Raw genomic sequence first — 16,239 nt, forward strand, 5'->3', positions numbered from 1 at the left:
CCTCATACCAGCGGGACGGTGACCGGCGCCTCGCCCGCCCAGGCGCGCGCAATCAGGTCGCGGATCGCACCGCGTTCGAGGGGGCGTGGATTCCAGTAGGCATTGGTCACCGCGAGGTCCGCGGCCCTGTCGATCCCCGCCTCCGGCATACCGATGTCGCGCAACGCCAGCTTGGCACGCAGGCGGCGCGCCAGATCATGGAGCCCCTGCGCCGCATCCGCCGCGCCGAGCGCCCGGGCAATGCGCGCTGCGACATCCGGCACTGCCGGTGCGTTGTAGGCCATGGCATGCGGCAGCACGATGGTGTGGGTCTCGGCATGCGGCAGGTCGAAGGTGCCGCCGAGGGTGTGGCAGAGCTTGTGATGCAGCGCCATGCCGACCGCGCCGAGACACGTGCCGGCGAGCCAGGCGCCATAGAGCGCATCCGAGCGCGCATCGCGATCGTCGGGCCGGGCCACAATCGCCGGCAAGCCGCGGGCGAGCACGCGGATGCTCTCCTCCGCCATCAGCGAGATGATCGGGTTGCGGTCGCGCGCATAGAGCGCCTCGACGGCATGCGCGATGGCGTTCATGCCCGAGGTCGCGGTCAGGCCAGGCGGCAGCGACAGCGTCAGGTCGACGTCGTAGACCACTGTCTCCGGCAGGATCTTCGGACTGGACTGCGTGGTCTTGAGGCCGTCGCGGGTCTCGCCGAGGATCGGCGTCATCTCCGAGCCGGCATAGCTTGTCGGCACCACGACCTGCGGCAGGTCGGTGCGCAGCGCGATCGCCTTGCCGAGGCCCGTGGTCGAGCCGCCGCCGACCGCGACGACGCCGTCGGCATTCAAGTCCCGCACCACGGCCATCGCCCGCTCGGTGACATCGACCGGCGTGTGCATGGTGGCGCCCGCGAACAGGCCGGCGGCGCGCACGCCGAGCCGTGCGACGATTTCCCGGCCCTGCTGTTCCTGAGGTGGCGTGGTCAGCACCAGCGCCCGCGCAATCGACAATCGCTCAAGCTCGGCCGGCAATTCCGCCAGCGTCCCGGAGCCGAACAGCACACGCATGGGTGCTGATTGATAGACGAACCTATCCATCGCCCGATCCTTTGCACGCGCCACATTATGCGCGCGGCCACACGGCGGCGCGCGGTTTTTCTTGCGCATGTTCACAGCCGCGCTCGGCCTGAACACGTTTCCCGAGGTTACGGGTAGGTCTAATGCACACGTTTGTCAACGGGGATTTCGCCGCATTTTCACCAATGCCTGTTCGCGCCTGCACAAGTCACGGATTTTGCTGGCGTCTTGCGCGGCCCTGCGGCGGGCCGCGGCGCGCTGTGGGCCCGACCTGGTTCAACCAGGCGAACCGCGCGTGCCATCACCGGTGACTTGAGCTAAAAGAGAGCGAGAGACTCACGGGATCTTGAATGCCGCGCAAGCCACCGTCGAAGCCGCCCGAGCGCACCGGACGCGCCACCATCATCGATGTGGCCAAGCGCGCCGGCGTGCACTGGTCCACCGTGTCGCGCGCGCTCAATCCCGAGAAGCGCCACCTGATCTCGCCGGAGATGGTCGAGCGTGTCGAAGCCTGCGTGAAGGAGCTCGGCTATCGCTCCAACGTGCTGGCGTCGGGGCTGCGCACGCAACGCTCGCGCACCATCGGCGTGATCGTCTCCAACCTTGGCGATCCGGTCCATCCCCCGCTCGTGCGCGCCATCGAGGATCGCTTCGCCGAGATCGGCTATGTCACGCTGGTCGGCAATACCGACAACGTGCCGGGACGGCAGGCGGCGGTGATCGAGCGCTTCATCCGGCAGGGCGTCGAGGGGCTGGCGGTCGTCACCTTTGCCCGCTGCGATCCGGCGGTCGATGCCTGCATCGAGGCCAACGTGCCCACCGTCGCCGTGTTTCGCGATCCGGAGTCCGACCTGATCCCGAGCGTGCGGGTCGACGATGCCAAGGCGATGGAGATCGCGGTCCAGCATCTCGTTGCGTGCGGCCACCGCCGTATCGCCCATATCGCCGGCCCGCAGAACGTCTCCACCGGCTATGACCGCCACCGCGGTTTCCGCCGCGCCTGCCGCGCCCACGCCCGCGACGGCGTGGTGCCCGCGATCGTGTTCGGTGCCGAATTCACCGTGGAGGACGGCGAGATCGCCTGCGCGGAGCTGCTGCGTGCCAATCCGGACATCACCGCGATCGCGGCCGCCAATGACATGCTCGCCATCGGCGCGCTGCGCCACCTGCAGGCGCGCGGCATCCGCTGCCCCGAGGACATCTCGATCATCGGCATGAACAACATGCAGTTCATGGACGCCATCGCACCGGCGCTGACCACCATCCACACGCCCACCGCCGAGCTCGGCGCCCAGGCCGCGACGCTGCTGATCGCCATGATCAACGACACCCCGGTCAAGACCACCCGCGTGGTGCTGCAGCCGGAGCTGGTGGTGCGCAAATCCGTCGCCGAGATCCGCGGCGCCGTTCGCCGCGACGCGGATCTCGCGACATCCTAGAGTCGCATTCCCAAACTCAACGCGAGTGAGGTCGCACTCCTCGCTCAGTCGCCGGCAGCAGTGCTTATCGGCGACCTTAAGTCCAGAACTTCAGCTCCTTAGCCTTATCGCCGCTGAAGTAGGACGACTGGCTTTTCCAGGGAGCGAGCAGGCCGTTCCACTGATTGAGCGTCTCATGATTTTTCGCGGCCAGCACCTGCTGAAACCGCCAGCGGTATTGATTGTAGATCGTGATGATATTGACGGCATATTGCGCGGCCGCATCCCCATCGTTCTCGATGATGACCATGTTGTCATCGTTCTGTGAGCTCGCCTTCGGCCCGAGATTGTGCGAGCCGGTGATAATCACCGGATGCTTACCCAGCGGGTCGACCACGATGACCTTGCTGTGCACGCGCACCATCCCGAGCCCCCCTGACTCCTGCTGCCAATAATTATCCACTTGCTTGACCCACTTCTGCAGAGCGATGGCGGCCGCCTTGTCCTTGGCTTTCGCGGATGATGGGGCGTTGACCGCCGCCGGCAGAACAATGTTGTCCTCCGCGGCCGCGTCGCTGCGCTCGAGCTTGTTCCGGTGCACGAAGATCAGCGGCGATTTGTCGGGGCCACCGGTCGGATCCTGGTTCGCAACGCCATGAATGTAGAGCTTCTTATTCTTGGAGGAATTGTTCAGCAGATCCAGGATGTCGTTGAGGAGCGTGCCCCGGAAACCGGGATTGAAGACCAGGAACAGAACGCCTTCCTGGGCATTCTGGATCAGGCTACGCGCATATTTGAGATCGGCATAGTCGCCATTCTTGTTGCCGTTCCCCTTCTTCGGCTTGGGCCCAATCATCGGATTGGGCGCGAACCAGGCTGTGACCTTGCCTCCGCCCACCGGTTGACTCTGGGCGCTCGCATCGAACTTCGCCAATTCCGGCGGATAGCCGTTTCCGACCTTCACCAGTTCCTTCCACTGCGTCAGGAAACGCTGCGCAATCGCGGCGTCCCTGATGAAAACACCGTTATTCGCCTGCGTGCAGATGCCGCCATAGGTCAGGTTGGTGCTGCCCGTCCAGACGGCGACCGGCTCCGTGGTGCTCATCGGATTCGTGAAAACAATGAACTTGTGGTGGGAGAAATGATTACCACCGACCATGCGGTCATGAACCTCGACATGGGCTGCACGCAGCGCGGAGCGCGCCTCGGCGTTCTCGTCGAAGGGACCGCCATTCTTCTTGGGAGCAGCCCTGGCCTTGGCCTTTTTCTTTCCCACTGCCTTCTTGGCTGGCGCCTTGTGGGTCCCATCAGACAGAATAACATGCGCCCGCTGCCCGAACTTTTCAATCGCCGGGAGCACCTCCGGATCGCTCAGCTCGAACAACGATGCGTAGATGTGTGCGCCGGCCCTGCACTGTGAATCCAGCAGGTTAAGCAGGGCTCGCTTCAATTCGCCTCCGAGAAAATCGCGAACCTTGTTACTCTTTCCCGTTGGCGGATCAACGAGATCCTTCAGCGATTTCTTGTTCGACTGGAGCTGCCGTGCAACCCACTGGGTCGAAACCACACCGCGATTGAAATAGGCCTGGATGACGGCTCCTGGCGGCGAGACCAGCGACACGGTATTGCTCCACGGGCTCTTCACGCCGGGCTTCATGCTGTCGAAGTCATCTCCACACATCGCCACGACCTGGTAGCGGACGTCGCTGTGAGTGTCGACGAGGTAGTCCGACCACATGAACTTCTGGATCGGCCAAACCGTGCTCGGCCGACTCGTACCGGCAGGTACTTTGGTGTCCGTCTCAGGGCCAACGAAGGTCTCAACCACCTGAGGCGTGCTCTCACCCGCCGGCAATCTGTACAGCGCGAATCCGAGGCATTTGTCGATTGGTTTGTCGGCGACCCAAACCACATAGGAATGATCGCAATTTGCGTAGGCCTTGATGCTGATCATGCTCCACCTCGGACAAATCAAATGGTTTGAAATCTGGACGCAACAATCGCCACCCCGGCATCAGGCTGTGCGGAATTGAATGGGGCGACCGTTTCCGGCGTGACGCATCAGAAGAAGGAAAAGGAAAAGGAATATGCGTTGATCGAAGAACTGCCGAAGGGCAAGCGCTCGATAGAAAGGGAACACAATACAACGTCAAAATGCAGATACGTGTGACCCTGATCACATATCCGGTCACCACAAAATCAACCAACGCTCCTGCAGAAAAAAGCTCTTCAGTGAACGTCTATCGACGATACACGCAATCGCCGTCTCTGAGAAGCATTGATCTCCCGTCGAATGCCCGACCCGGCCGTGCTGCACCGCACGTCGGGTCGGTGCAAGATTTCAGATCAGGCCGTACTCCTCGAGCAATCGCCCGACGATCGTCTTCTCGACATAACGCTTCGCGAACGCCGGGACGGGCAGTTTCTTGCGGTCGCGCAGGAACACGGTGGACTTGATCAGCTCGCGCACGTCATAGACCGAGCCGAACACCTCCGGCACGCCGCGTTCGATGTCGAGCAGCTGATACACCGCTTCCATGCCGGTGCGCACCGAATACTCGGTGGTGAAGATGCAGTCACGGGTGGATTCGGCGAACTGGCCGATGAAGGCGAAATTCCTGGCGCGGTCCGGCACGACCTTGGGACGATCGGTGCCGTTGCGCGGCAGGAAGAACGCAGTGATGAAGGGCATCATGCAGGGCCGCGTGATCGCGCCCGTGGCGGCGAGCTCGTCGATCTCGCCAGGCGGCACGCCGAGATGATAGAGCCACTCCTGCGTGATCTCCTCGCCGGTGCACTCGCGCATCGGCTTCTTGACATAGTCGCCCGGGCAGTCGGTGAACAGACCATAGAACCACACCACCGTCTGGTGATCGGGCTGCGCCTTGAAATGCGGCTGGCGGTTGACGGTCCAGCTCAGCAGCCACGACGAATCGCGCACGCTGACGATGCCGCCGGTAACGACCTTGCCGCTGCGTGTCGGCCGCCTCGCGATCTTTTCGATATAGGCGGGAATGCGCGGATCAAGTGTGGTGATCGAGGCCGACGCCCACTGCGACTCCTCCACATGGGTGCAGAACTTGTCGGGATTGCCGAATGAAGCATCCTGCGCGGCGATGTTGCGCCACAGATGCCAGCTGCCGCCGTCGCGCACCACGGGATCGAACTTGGCCGGCGTCCGATGGTCGCCCCACTCCGAATTCTCGACCAGCGAGCCGTTGGTGATGAAGACGAGATCGTCGTCGCCGAGGTCGACGCCTCCGGTCCGCCCCGCGTGAACCCAGTCGATCCGGCGCGCCACCTTGTGCTCAGGCTCAAGGTCGAACCGCACGTTCATGACCTTCGTGTCGAACTGGATTTTCACACCGTGCTTGCGCAGCCAGGTGACCAGCGGCAGCACCAGGGACTCATACTGGTTGTACTTGGTGAATTTCAGTGCGCTGAAATCCGGCAAGCCGTCGATGTGGTGGATGAAGCGCTGGACATAGAGCTTCATCTCCAGCGCGCTGTGCCACTCCTCGAACGCAAACATGGTGCGCCAGTAGAGCCAGAAGTTCGAGGCGAGGAAATCCTCGCCGAACACCTCGTTGATGCGCTTGTCATGAAGCTGTTCCGGCAGGGCGAGCACGAGTTGCACCAGTTCCTTCCGCGCCCTGCGCGTCAGGGTGAAGTCCATGCCGGTGCCGGCGTCGCGCCCCCGTTCGATGGTCGCGCGCTGCAGCGAGACGTTGGGATCGTCCTTGTTCAGCCAGTAGAACTCGTCGAGCACCGAGGCACCCTCGACCTCCAGCGACGGAATCGAGCGGTAGAGGTCCCACAGGCACTCGAAATGATCTTCCATCTCCCGGCCGCCGCGGATCAGCCAGCCGGTCTGCGCATCGCCGGCGCCGTCGAGCGCGCCGCCATCGGTTCCCGACGCCTCCAGGATGGTGATGCGCTCGCCCTTCATCTGGCCGTCGCGGATCAGGAACGCCGCCGCCGCCAGCGACGCCAGCCCGCTGCCGACGAGATAGGCCGACTTCTGGTCGACGCCGGCCGGCTTGCGCGGACGCGCGAACGCCTCGTAGTTTCCCTTGCTGTAATACACACGCACCTCCTGGACTTCGCGACGTCAATTGCCGGGGAACTTCCGCTGCTAAGTTCCGACGGCGACGCTCTCCCCGGCTGCATGCTCCACACGGCAGCCTGGCATCTGAAGACCATAGGTGGCACGGCGGAATGCGGGCAAGTCGAAAGCGGCACGACTGAATGACAATGGACGACTGCAGTTCCCCCCTTCACTGTGGCGCGCCGGCGATGCAACGGCCTTGATTCAGGTCATGGCCGGCCGCCAGGCCAAACGACCGGACAATCTGTCGCACAAGGGCGAGGAAGACGCAGATGCGAATGCTGCCGAAACGCACCTATGACACGTCGAACGCCGCCGCGAGGCGCGTCAGGCAGTCGGCCAGCTGGGTGATCTCGGCGGGGCTGAGCACGCTTTCGATGGTGTGATTGATGCGCTCGAACGGCGGCTGGATGCGCTTCAAGGCGGCGCGGCCGCCGTCGCTGGGGCGCAGCCGCCAGGCGCGGGCATCGACCTTGTCCCGCGTGCGCTCGAGCAGCCCCATGTCGATGAGACGGCGCACCATGGCGGTCATCGCCGATTCATTGAGGCCGAGCTGGCGCGCTACATCGCGCTGGGTAACGGCGCTGTCGGCCGCGATCAGCAGCAGCACGGCGGCCTGCGCCGTCGTGATGTCGGCGGCGGCCATGGTCGCGCGATCGGCCGACTTCTGCAGCCGGTGCGCGGCCAGCTGGAGGCGATGATAAAGCCGGGTCTTCGAAGCGGACATGGCTCCTGAATATCCTGCTTGCGGATTCGCATCCATGCGCTTAAACTTCACTAGTGAAGTAATGGAGCCTGACATGGCTGCGATCGACGTCTGGGCACAGATCACCACCGAGCGCATGGGCAACCGGCCCTGGCTGAAAACGCTGATGCGCTGGACGGGGCGCGCAGAGAATTTCGGCGGCTCCAGCGTGGGAGCCACCCTGCAGGCGATGGATGCCGCAGGCGTCGACATCGCGCTGCTGTCGGCGTGGTACGGCCCCGAGGGCGACCTCGTCACCAACGAGGAGGTGGCGCAACAGGTCGCTGCCGCGCCGTCGCGCTTCCGCGGCCTCGCCAGCGCCGACATCACCCGTCCGATGGAGGCGGTGCGCGAGATCCGCCGCGTCGTCGACGGCAAGACCTTCGTCGGGGTGCGGGTGGTGCCCTGGCTGTGGGATCTGCCGCCGAACGACCGGCGTTATTATCCGATCTATGCCGCATGCGTGGATGCGGGCGTGCCGTTCTGCACCCAGATCGGCCACACCGGCCCACTCAAGCGCTCGGAGACGGGACGGCTCATCCCCTACCTCGAAGATGTGCTGCTCGACTTTCCCGAACTCGTGGTGGTGGGCGGCCATGTCGGCTTTCCCTGGCTCGACGAACTGGTGTCGATGACCGTCAAGTTTCCCAACTTCCACGTCGATACCTCGGCTTATGCCCTCCACCGCCTGCCGCCGGCGTTCGTCGACTGGATGAAAGGCGTCGGCAAGCGCCGCGTGATGTTCGGCACCAACTGGCCGATGCTGTCACCGGCGACCTGTCTCGAGGGATTGAACAGCCTGGGCTTGTCGCCGGAACAGTCGGAGGCGTTTCTGTCGGGCAATGCCCGGCGGGTGTTCGGGCTGTGACACGTCGCGGCCTCCAGTGAGCACAGGCGCACACGACGGAAAAGCCTGAGCGCATCGCGCCGGCGCTCCCCGGCCGGTGGCCCCTGGAACAGGACGACGGCGGCAATGCCGGCCGCCCACCGGCATGAACAGAAGATCGGCGAGCCGGGCCGCGATCCGCGCATATTCTCTCAGCAGCGCTCACGGCGCAGACAGCATTGCGCTCACGCCCGCCCTGTCTTTACAGGCGTTTACATGACGGGGTGAGTTTGCGCCGAAAGTTCCGCGCACTTTATGTCAAATCGGTAGGACTACAGGCCTCGCGCCAGCCCGGAAAACCGCGAGAGCCAAAATACCCTTCCGGATTCGGGGGTTTAAGGAGTGGGGCCGGTTTGCTTCGTTGTCAGTAACCAGGATTTTCTCTTCCGGCACTTTCAACCCGCTCTTTCCGCTGCAAAAGCCACTGGCCGAGATGTCATGGCCATTGCTCCGGGACGAAACGAAGGTCAGGAAACCTGGGTCGATGGCGTCAGAGTCATCTCGAGCCCGACCCGCCGAAATCATAATTCACTGCGCGCGATCGTCGGCGAGGCCATCTGGTTCGCGAACGCGTTCCGTCGCATGCAGCCGTCGATTGTTGTCTGCTACTCGTTGCGCATGTGCTTTATCGTGGCGCTGCTGCAATACCTGTTTCTATCGATCAAGTTCGTATTCGTCGTCACCGAGGTCGGCTTTCTCGGCATCTCCGACACATTGAAGACCAAAGCATCGCGTTGGGCGATCTTTCGGACGCTGAAGCACGTGTCGCCCTGGCGCGCACATTTCATTTTCGAGAACACAACAGATCCCGTCGCGATGGGAATTTTGCAGCGCCATCATCGCGCGTCCATCGTGATGGGCGTCGGCATCGACCCCGCCGAATTCATGCCTCTCGACATTCCCGAAGGGCCGCCGTTTCGCTTTGCCACCGTCTCGCGCCTCGTCTGGTCCAAGGGCATCGATCTCGCCGCCGAGGCCATTTCGTCACTCGCGCGGCAAGGTCACCCGGTCGAGCTGCACGTCTATAGCGCTCCGGATCCGTCGAACCCGCGTCCGGTGTCCCCTGAGGCGCTGCAAGCCATTCCGGGCGTTCACTATCGGGGATCCAGCGATCGGATCGCGACGATCTGGAGCAATTATCATGCGGCGATCTTCACGAGCCGATGCGGCGAAGGTCTGCCGCGCGCCTTGCTGGAGGCGTCCGCGTGCGGCCGCCCGTCTGTGGTCACAGCGGTTCCGGGGTGCCGGGATTTCATCAGAGACGGCATGGAAGGCTATGTCGTTCCGCTGGGCTCCGAGCACGCCTTGAGGGAAGCGATCCTCAAACTGATTGCGACGCCGGAACAGCTGCCGATTCTCGGGCGACGGGCGCGCGCGCGTACGCTCGACACGAGTACCAACGCGATCATTCAGAATGCATATGAAGAGATCTTCGGCGCATTCCTGCGGGGACCGCAGCCCGTGCAGGCGCCCCTCAGAAACAGGCCCGCGAAAGCAGTTGAGCAGTCACCTCCTGGCTATCGCAGCATGATGATCACCGGCAACGATCAATAGCCATCGCCCCTTCGCACCCACGAGAGCGGCCTCAAACCAGCGTGCGCGATTTCGTCCACGTCGTCGATGTCTCAACCGGCCATTTGAACGCCTCCGCGAGGCCCGGCTCTGCTCAGTCATGCCGTCCGGCGTCGAGCGCCCGGTCGACGCACTGATCGACGAAGCCGGCCACCGACCGGCGATCGCTCAACATCACGATGCTGCGGCAGACCGCGCCATAGAGTGCGGCATCGCGCAGCCCGCATCGGCGAGCGCGGCGGCATCGACGCGAACCGTGGCCGTCCTGGTCGGGCGGCGCCTAGGACAGCACGATGCGCAGCACCGGATCCATGATCAGGTGACACGCGGCATGGGCGGCCAACGCCGTCACCCAGCCGTGGCGCCAGTACAGCCAGCCCCACACACAGCCGGGAAGAAAGAAACGGAAGGCGGCATAGACCGGAGCGGCAGCGAGGCCATCCGCAACGTTGCAGAACTGGACGAACGCGATGACGGCGATGAAGGCCGCATCAGGCGGCCGGCGCCCGAGCACCAGCCGCGTGGCGGCGATCAGAAGGGTCATGAGCACGAGGCGCCATTTGACCTCCTCGTAAGCCGAGGTGAGGACCATGAAGGCCATCCGCGGCATGAGGGCGCTGGTGTAGTGCGCCACATAGTCCGCCGCCAGCTGGCTGCGAAAGGCGGTGTCCGCGGCAACAGCGATCGCGGCCACGACGGCGGCGGCGGCAATGGCCGCCACCGCAGCGGCCGCGCGCCGCCCGGCGGCCGGCATCAGGTGGAGATCGACAAACAGCGAGGTCCGCGCCGTGATCATCTCATGGTCTCTCGACGTCTCCGGCGCAGCTGCGAACGAGACATGGCCTCATTCAACCGAAACCGCAATGCCGGCCGGCACGGCGAACGTCGCTTTGATGAGCGGGCCGCGCGGCCGTCGCCGGCATTTGGCCACGGTCTGTCCGCTGGTATATCACAGAGATCGGGAACAGCGCGCCATGCGCGGGTATCCCCGGCCTCGGGCGCGCGCGGCAACCATCGCCTAGCCGAGGAGCCTGGCGAGCGCGTCGGCGACCTCATCGGGCCGCTCGAGCTGCGGATAATGGCCGAGGCCGGCAAGACCGACCACGGCCGCATTCGGAAGCTGCGCGGCCGCGCGCTCGAGAATGGCTGCGCCGGAAATCGCGTCCGCGGCACCGTAGACGAAGCCGAGCCTCGTGCGCGTCTGCGTCAGCGCCGCTTCCCACTGCCGGGACAGCTTTGACCGCTCGGCCATGTAAATCAGATGCTGTGGCCACAGCAGCTGTCCGTCCTCGCGCCGCACCGCGTCCCACATGTCATCGAGTTCGGAGGCCGCCAGCTGGCGGGACGGGAACAGCGGCGCGACCGCCGCTGCGAACGTCTCCCGCGACAGCGACCGCGCCAGGACCGGCCCCTGCACCGGATCGGCCAGCGCGAGCTGCGCCGGCCCCGGACGGTAGAGCTCCGCATAGACCGAGGAGTTCATGAAAATCGCCTGCCCCACGGCGAGACCCAGCCGGCCGTCGAGCTTTCGGTGCAGCATGTCCTGCAGCAGGATGCCGCCGAGATCGTGCGCGACGATATCCGCCGCCGTGATGCCGAGCGCCTCGAGAACCGCGAGCGCGCGGCTCGTTTGCAGCAGCGCCGAATAGTCGGCGTCGCGCGGCTTTGCCGAGGCGCCATAGCCCAGATGGTCGAAGGTCACGCAGCGGTAGCGGCCGCGAAGGCGGGCGATCACCCCCGCCCAGTCGTGCGACGAGGTAGGAAACCCGTGCAGGAAGACCACGGTCGGGCCGGTGCCTTCGATCCGCGTGAAGATGCGTTGCCCGTCGATGTCGAGCGATGAGCCGCTCTCCCACCATTGCAAAAGCCTTGTCATTGCGTGCTCCTGAGATCGATGCAGATCTTGCCGTGCTGATCGGCGCTGGCGAGACGGGCATAGGCTTCCGGCACCGCCGCGAAGGGATAAACGCGGTCGATCACGGGCCGGAGCGCGGCGGCCTCGATGAAGGCGAGCATGGCCTCGAAGCTCGTGCGTGATCCGACCGTGATGCCGCGGATCGTGAGATTCCGGGAGATGATCGGCCCGAGCTCGATCCTGGTCGACAGGCCGCCAAGGTAGCCCACGGCAATGATCCGGCCGTTCTGGCCGCAGGCGCCGATGGATTGGGCGAACGTGGCGTCGCCGCCCACGTCCACGACGACATCCGCCCCGCGCGACTGCGTGGCGCGGACCACCTCCCTGCCCCAATGCGCCACCTCCGAGGCCACGATCACGGTCTCCACGCCGAGGCCGCGGATGGCCTCGGCCTTGGCCGCGGATCGCGACACGGCCACCACACGCAGGCCCGCGGCGAGCGCGAACTGCGCGGCAAAGGTCGATACTCCGCCCGAGCCCTGTACCAGCACCGTTTCGCCGGGCCTGGCGGCGGCGAGATCGAACAGCGCGCACCAGGCAGTGAGCGCAGCCACCGGAAGGGTCGCGCACTCGCCATCCGTCAGGTGCTCAGGCGCGGGCACCACGAAATCGGCCGGAAACACCCGGCGCTCGCACAGCACACCGTCGAGCGGAGAGCCCAGCGTCCGGGTCCGGTCGGAAGGCGTGCTCGGTCCGCGATCCCAGGCCTGCATGTAGCAGCCGATGACACGCTCGCCCCCGCGCCAGCGCTGCACGCCCGGACCGACGGCGACAATCCGGCCGACGGCGTCGGAGCCGGGGATCATCGGCAGCGGCTGCGCGGGCGCATAGACCCCGCGCGCAATCGCAAGGTCGCGGTAATTGAGCGTCACCACATCGATGTCCACCAGGACCTCGCCTGGACCAGGCACGGGATCAGGCCGCTCGCCGAAAACCAGCCCATCGGCTCCAAAAGATCGCAGCTCCCAGCACCGCATACAAATCACCATTCAAATACATAACTGTATTTGAATTCAGATGTGTTAGCCTGTCAAGCACGGATTCGGCCCGCCAAGGAGGAGCCATGCGGACGACGAAGCGTCTCAATCGCGAGGAGAGCCAGGCGCGCACCCGCGAACTGCTGATGCGCTCGGCGGCGAGCTGCTTTGCGAAGGTGGGCTTCGAGGGAACGTCGGTCGATGAGATCGCCGAAAACGCCGGATTCTCGCGCGGCGCGTTCTATTCCAACTTTGCCGACAAGCACGAGATCCTGCTTGCGCTGCTGCAGCGCCATCTCGCGCACGACCTGCGCGACTTCGAGGCGATCGTCGCCGAAAGCACGAGCTTCGACACCTTTGCGGAGAAGGTGGCCGCGAGATATCGCGAGCTCGGCGACAATCCCGACTGGTGCCTGTTGATGGTGGAGTTTCAACTGCGGGTGTCGCGCGCGGACAAGACCAATGATGTCTTTGCGCGGCTCTACACCGACTACCGTCACACGGTATCCCGCCTGATTGCGCGCGCCTTCACGCGTTTCGGTACGAAGGGGCAGTTGACGCCCGCCGACCTCACCGTCACGCTGATCGCGCTGTCCCATGGGCTTGCGCTCGAGCGCGCTGCGTCGAAGAATGCGCTGCCGATGGCCTTGACCGGCAAGGCGATGAAGGCGCTGCTGATCGGCGCTGCGCGCGACAGCGGCGCCCCTTGATCAGAGGCGCGTTCCGGGACGCAGGAGCGAGCCGCAATGCCAAACGCAAGACGTCGGCAGCGGCCCCGTGGGAACGAAGGAGAAAGTACCATTCTCGTCAACGAAGGCATGGCGAAAATCCCATTTCGCACAGGCGCGCTCGTGAACGCGCAATCCGGAAACGTGTCCCAGGACGATTGATGTTACCGGCTTATAGGCGTCGGCATCGAAGGCGGGGTTGGTTTCCTTCATCCGTTTATTGTATTCGATCATCTCCAGGATCAAGCCCGACATGGCGCCCCCGGCACCTCTGATAAACCAATCCAGCAATGTAACGGCGATGTGGCCGGGACAACCGGCCGACTGCACGCCACGCCCCAGACCTTGATTGAGCGTGACCAAACGCACCTGCGGATGGGAGTACGGTTCATTATCGTAGTCAGTGATGGCGCGGCGTCGCGGTATGATGAGGGAAAAGAGTAATACGATCGCCAATCCCAATCGGAGGAAGCTCTCTACGGTGGGATTGTAATGTGCGGCTCGGAAGAGCTTACCGCGCTCGTCGGTAGCGCGTGGCGGCAATGACGACAGCCCCCGCGCAAGCGCTCTGGCCAGGGTTTCGGCCGCACGGCAATCCGCGTCCGTCTCCATCATGCTTCGCATATCTATCCATGCCGGCCGGTCGCGGAGCATCAGTTCGATCATTCGCTCCGAGTATGGATAATGGCGTTCGATGTGAGATCGCTCATGCTCCATGAGAAACCAGAGCGCGTATTTCAACGCGTCAGCCAGTGCATCCAAACGGTCCTTGGGGAGGCCTGTTTCAATCGCATGACATTGGGTTAGAAGAGCGGCGATCGAGATATCTTCGCGATAGACATCTTCCACCATCGGATGGAGCGGCTTACGCTCCAGCTTCTCTCTGATGAAATAAGGTGTATCGCGCTGCCACTCGGCATCGAAAAAAGTAACGATTTCATAGGCCATCCAGTACCTGGAGAATATCCGGTACAGCAGAGCAAGGCGTAACGGGACGCCGACCGGAATCAGAATGAGCCCTTGGCCATCCAACAGATGAGCGAAGCAGGCCGTGGAGGCACTGGCCGTCACGACGACCTCGACGGTCGACGTTTTTGCAGCGGGGCTGCTGCGGCCCGCATTGGAAATTGCGAAGCCAATCGCATTCACAAGAAAATCGGGCGCTCCAGCCGGCGGCGAAAAAACACCACCCGCATCACGGATCAGTCGATCACGTTTCGAGATTTCCACCGGCTTCCTTTTCACAGGAGCAATATGCCGCCAGGCCCTGACGAAGGAGCAGAGCCGCGAGCGCCGCGATTTCATGAATCACGCTCTCGGTCGGCCTGGAGAAGACACCGACTTGCACGATCATCACCATGACCATCCCGAGCGCCAAAGAGATGTCTGCTTCCTGCTTATAGAGAAGCTTTTTCGTAACCGGATGAGCACAGATCGATTGCCGAAAAGATTCCGAAACCCGCTTTACGAAACTCCGTCCGGCAGCCGCTTGATCCTGATCGGAGGTTGGTTGGGAAGCGAATGTCTGATCCAGCTCATATCGCCCAAGCAGGCGAAACAATTCCTCGTCGCTCTTTTGCAAAAATTCCGAAGGCACGGCGGTCATGCAGGCTCCGCATCGCCCGAACCATGACATTGGCTCAGGGGTAGATAAACGTGGCAGCAGCTATCCATAGTGGCACATCTTCATGACGCCTATTTGCAACCTGTGCCGGGCATTCACATGGGAAACACAAAATAATATCAATGGATTACATGGACACAAATTGAAGTTGAGGTAATCCGACACCATGACGAAATGTCTCGTCCGGTCGACTTCAATCACGCCATTGCCTCGTTTTCGCACGGGAGCCCGAAGCCAGCGCCGCGCAGATGAATGCCATCTCGCTCCATTCAAGGAAGGGCGTCGGTTCGGATGCATCGGGCACCCCGCCGCGACATCAGTGTGTATGTGCTCCTGAAAGACACTGGTGCCCTTGACTGCCGTGCACGGATACACGCGATCCAAGCATGCGTATCATCGCCGATGCTCATCAAAGCTCGGCTGCAGGCCGCGCCGAACACATTGCTCAGCCACCGGGACTCGCCAGGGGGAGGATTTCAGCGACGTTCACGACGTGCTCCAACGTCCAGATCCTGTCGACGAGCGCTCGCTGTGCGTGATGCGACATCTGCGAGGATACCAGACGCTCGAATTTTCGTTCGAGCTCCATGTCGGTAAGCGGCCTTTCAAGGCCACCACGGGCATGGTCCACGCCTGTTGCATGCTCGCGACCATCGACCGTCCTGAGCGTCACCCGGGCCGCTTCGACGTCGAGCGCGGGATCCGCCCTGACGACAATTTTGCGGCGCAGAGCGCGAACCTTCGGATCCTGCACACGCGCATCGGAGAAGGCGGGCAAGCCCGGCTCGCCGAAAAGCAGGGTTACGGCGGCCGCGTGTTGTGCGCTTAAGCGCCCGCATCCACCAGACATTCGTGTTGCTGTCGACGGAGTTCCACGTGCCGTCGAGATAGACGGCGAGTCGCGACAATGCCGATGGGGCGCCCCTGGACGTCCGATGGCTTTCGCAGGTCTTGGGCGAGCGCCTGCCACCGGGCCGGCATCTCGGGCCTTACCTTTCACGATTTGAGGGGATCGGCGGTCGTACGGCTGGCGCTGGCCGAGGCGACGGTGCCGCAAATCGCGACGTTCACCGGCCACAGCCTCAAGGAGGTCGAAGCGATACTTGATGCTCACTATCTCGGCCGAGACGTGAAGCTTGCCGAGGCTGCTGTGATGAAGCTCGAAGCGAGAACAAAGACTGCAAAATGAACTGTAAAACGCAGCTTTCGCT

General features: G+C 63.5%; 15 protein-coding genes. 5 read left to right on the top strand and 10 right to left on the bottom strand.

Annotated elements, in window-relative coordinates; all coding sequences use genetic code 11:
* Positions 1 to 2: 2 nt before the first annotated feature.
* Positions 3 to 1,076, bottom strand: coding sequence for a maleylacetate reductase (locus AB4Z37_RS09290; RefSeq protein WP_441516422.1), 1,074 nt, complete (start codon positions 1,074 to 1,076; stop codon positions 3 to 5).
* Between the two features lie 329 nt (positions 1,077 to 1,405).
* Here AB4Z37_RS09290 and AB4Z37_RS09295 point away from each other — a divergent pair, with 329 nt between their 5' ends.
* Positions 1,406 to 2,494, top strand: coding sequence for a LacI family DNA-binding transcriptional regulator (locus AB4Z37_RS09295; RefSeq protein ID WP_441516423.1), 1,089 nt, complete (start codon positions 1,406 to 1,408; stop codon positions 2,492 to 2,494).
* Positions 2,495 to 2,570: 76 nt separating this feature from the next.
* Here the strand turns inward: AB4Z37_RS09295 and AB4Z37_RS09300 are convergent, their stop codons facing one another.
* The 3 genes from AB4Z37_RS09300 to AB4Z37_RS09310 form a co-directional block, all read right to left on the bottom strand.
* Positions 2,571 to 4,427, bottom strand: a complete 1,857-nt coding sequence (locus AB4Z37_RS09300) for a phospholipase D-like domain-containing protein (protein ID WP_441516424.1) — start codon at positions 4,425 to 4,427, stop codon at positions 2,571 to 2,573.
* 387 nt (positions 4,428 to 4,814) lie between these two features.
* Positions 4,815 to 6,560: an oleate hydratase gene (locus AB4Z37_RS09305; RefSeq protein ID WP_441516425.1), complete on the bottom strand. Its 1,746-nt coding sequence runs from the start codon at positions 6,558 to 6,560 to the stop codon at positions 4,815 to 4,817.
* Positions 6,561 to 6,876: 316 nt separating this feature from the next.
* On the bottom strand, positions 6,877 to 7,308 hold the full coding sequence (locus AB4Z37_RS09310) for a MarR family winged helix-turn-helix transcriptional regulator (RefSeq protein WP_441516426.1): 432 nt from the start codon (positions 7,306 to 7,308) through the stop codon (positions 6,877 to 6,879).
* A gap of 73 nt (positions 7,309 to 7,381) precedes the next feature.
* Between AB4Z37_RS09310 and AB4Z37_RS09315 the strand changes: the two genes are divergently transcribed.
* Both AB4Z37_RS09315 and AB4Z37_RS09320 read left to right on the top strand, forming a co-directional pair.
* Entirely contained in the window at positions 7,382 to 8,194 is an 813-nt protein-coding gene (locus tag AB4Z37_RS09315; RefSeq protein WP_441516427.1) for an amidohydrolase family protein, read from the top strand.
* 456 nt (positions 8,195 to 8,650) lie between these two features.
* On the top strand, positions 8,651 to 9,766 hold the full coding sequence (locus AB4Z37_RS09320; protein ID WP_441516428.1) for a glycosyltransferase: 1,116 nt from the start codon (positions 8,651 to 8,653) through the stop codon (positions 9,764 to 9,766).
* Between the two features lie 298 nt (positions 9,767 to 10,064).
* On the opposite strand, the gene AB4Z37_RS09325 is transcribed toward AB4Z37_RS09320, so the two are convergent.
* From AB4Z37_RS09325 to AB4Z37_RS09335, 3 genes are all read right to left on the bottom strand, one after another.
* Positions 10,065 to 10,580, bottom strand: coding sequence for a CPBP family glutamic-type intramembrane protease (locus AB4Z37_RS09325; RefSeq protein WP_441516429.1), 516 nt, complete (start codon positions 10,578 to 10,580; stop codon positions 10,065 to 10,067).
* 222 nt (positions 10,581 to 10,802) lie between these two features.
* Positions 10,803 to 11,660 (bottom strand): alpha/beta fold hydrolase, encoded by an 858-nt coding sequence (locus tag AB4Z37_RS09330; protein WP_441516430.1) that lies wholly within the window; start codon positions 11,658 to 11,660, stop codon positions 10,803 to 10,805.
* Positions 11,657 to 12,688: a zinc-dependent alcohol dehydrogenase family protein gene (locus AB4Z37_RS09335; protein ID WP_441516431.1), complete on the bottom strand. Its 1,032-nt coding sequence runs from the start codon at positions 12,686 to 12,688 to the stop codon at positions 11,657 to 11,659. The genes AB4Z37_RS09330 and AB4Z37_RS09335 overlap by 4 nt, the downstream gene beginning before the upstream one ends.
* Before the next feature lie 74 nt (positions 12,689 to 12,762).
* Here AB4Z37_RS09335 and AB4Z37_RS09340 point away from each other — a divergent pair, with 74 nt between their 5' ends.
* A complete protein-coding gene (locus AB4Z37_RS09340) occupies positions 12,763 to 13,386 on the top strand; it encodes a TetR/AcrR family transcriptional regulator (RefSeq protein WP_441516432.1) in 624 nt (207 codons plus the stop codon).
* Here the strand turns inward: AB4Z37_RS09340 and AB4Z37_RS09345 are convergent, their stop codons facing one another.
* The 3 genes from AB4Z37_RS09345 to AB4Z37_RS09355 form a co-directional block, all read right to left on the bottom strand.
* Positions 13,387 to 14,634 carry a hypothetical protein gene (locus AB4Z37_RS09345; protein WP_441516433.1) on the bottom strand — a complete coding sequence of 416 codons (1,248 nt, stop codon included), beginning with the start codon at positions 14,632 to 14,634 and terminating at the stop codon, positions 13,387 to 13,389.
* A complete protein-coding gene (locus tag AB4Z37_RS09350) occupies positions 14,615 to 15,010 on the bottom strand; it encodes a hypothetical protein (protein ID WP_441516434.1) in 396 nt (131 codons plus the stop codon). The genes AB4Z37_RS09345 and AB4Z37_RS09350 overlap by 20 nt, the downstream gene beginning before the upstream one ends.
* A gap of 463 nt (positions 15,011 to 15,473) precedes the next feature.
* Complete coding sequence (locus AB4Z37_RS09355) at positions 15,474 to 15,878, bottom strand: hypothetical protein (RefSeq protein WP_441516435.1); 405 nt, start codon at positions 15,876 to 15,878, stop codon at positions 15,474 to 15,476.
* A gap of 63 nt (positions 15,879 to 15,941) precedes the next feature.
* Here AB4Z37_RS09355 and AB4Z37_RS09360 point away from each other — a divergent pair, with 63 nt between their 5' ends.
* On the top strand, positions 15,942 to 16,217 hold the full coding sequence (locus tag AB4Z37_RS09360; protein ID WP_441516436.1) for a hypothetical protein: 276 nt from the start codon (positions 15,942 to 15,944) through the stop codon (positions 16,215 to 16,217).
* Positions 16,218 to 16,239 lie beyond the last annotated feature (22 nt).

This window comes from Bradyrhizobium sp. 2TAF24 (assembly GCF_052115025.1).
Taxonomy (GTDB): Bacteria; Pseudomonadota; Alphaproteobacteria; order Rhizobiales; family Xanthobacteraceae; genus Bradyrhizobium_A.